Raw genomic sequence first — 1,266 nt, 5'->3', positions numbered from 1 at the left:
TTCATAACTCGAAAAGAGAGCCTTTTGTCTAAGGGTTGTTATGGTGTCGGGAGAGCATTATAGCGCCATTTGCGACACAGACTTTTATCAAAAATGCGCCGCATTCTACCTCGAAAGGGGAGTTAATTGAATAATTATTGTTATTTGCTGGTGGCTGCTCGATTTATATTGTTAAAGGTTGAACGTAGAATGGAGTGGCCTGGCCTGCTATAAATGTAGGAATGCGCTTTTTATTTTGAAGAGGATATGGTATAAAGCGCACGCAAATTTCGGGAACTCACATCCAGCAGGGTGTCGGTAATCTCGATTGACTTAAATCCGCACACGTTTCGACACATTGATCTGGGTGCTGTGTTCTGCTTCTGCTACGGTGGTTTTGGTTCATGGTTGATTAATGGGACTCGTGGAGGTCTAACCCAAACATATTAAAGGAAAAGAACATGGCATCAGTATCTATGCGTGACCTGCTTAAAGCAGGTGTACACTTTGGTCACCAAACTCGTTACTGGAACCCTAAAATGGGTAAGTACATCTTTGGTGCTCGTAACAAAATTCATATCATTAACCTGGAGCAAACAGTTCCTGCGTTTAATGAATCTTTAGCTTTCGTTAAAAAGCTGTCAGAGGGTAAGAACAAGGTATTGTTCGTTGGTACTAAGCGTGCTGCTGGCAAGATTGTTAAAGAAGAGGCAAGCCGCGCTGGTATGCCTTACGTAAACCACCGTTGGTTGGGTGGTATGTTGACTAACTACAAAACGATTCGTCAGAGCATTCGTCGTTTCCGCGATCTTGAGACTCAAAGCACTGATGGTACTTTTGATAAGTTGACTAAAAAAGAATCTTTGATGCTGACTCGCGAAATGCAGAAGCTAGAGCGTAGTATTGGTGGTATCAAGGATATGGGTGGTCTACCTGACGCATTGGTTGTGATCGATGTTGATCACGAGCGTATTGCGATCAAAGAAGCTAACAAATTAGGTATCCCTGTTATCGGTATCGTTGATACAAACAGTGATCCAGATGGTGTTGATTACGTTATCCCTGGTAACGATGATGCGATCAGAGCTATTCAGATTTATGCAAAAGCTTTTGCTGATGCAGTGCTTGAAGGTTCTTCAAAAGGTGGTGAGTACGTTGAAGTGGCGGAAGAGTCAGCGGCATCTGAAGAAGGCGAAAAAGCAGCAGAGTAATCTTTCTGTAAGCGTTTTCTTATAAAGTGCTCAAGGGTCGGTTTTCCGGCCCTTGTTTTCATTCGTTATTAATAAT

At 42.7% G+C, this 1,266-nt stretch carries 1 protein-coding gene; it reads left to right on the top strand.

Annotated elements, in window-relative coordinates; translation table 11 throughout:
* Nucleotides 1-440 precede the first annotated feature (440 nt).
* Nucleotides 441-1,190, top strand: coding sequence for a 30S ribosomal protein S2 (gene rpsB / locus A3735_RS23085; protein WP_068508230.1), 750 nt, complete (start codon nt 441-443; stop codon nt 1,188-1,190).
* Nucleotides 1,191-1,266: the final 76 nt, after the last annotated feature.

This window comes from Oleiphilus sp. HI0061, from assembly GCF_001635675.1.
This window is presented reverse-complemented; position numbering and strand designations above follow the sequence as displayed.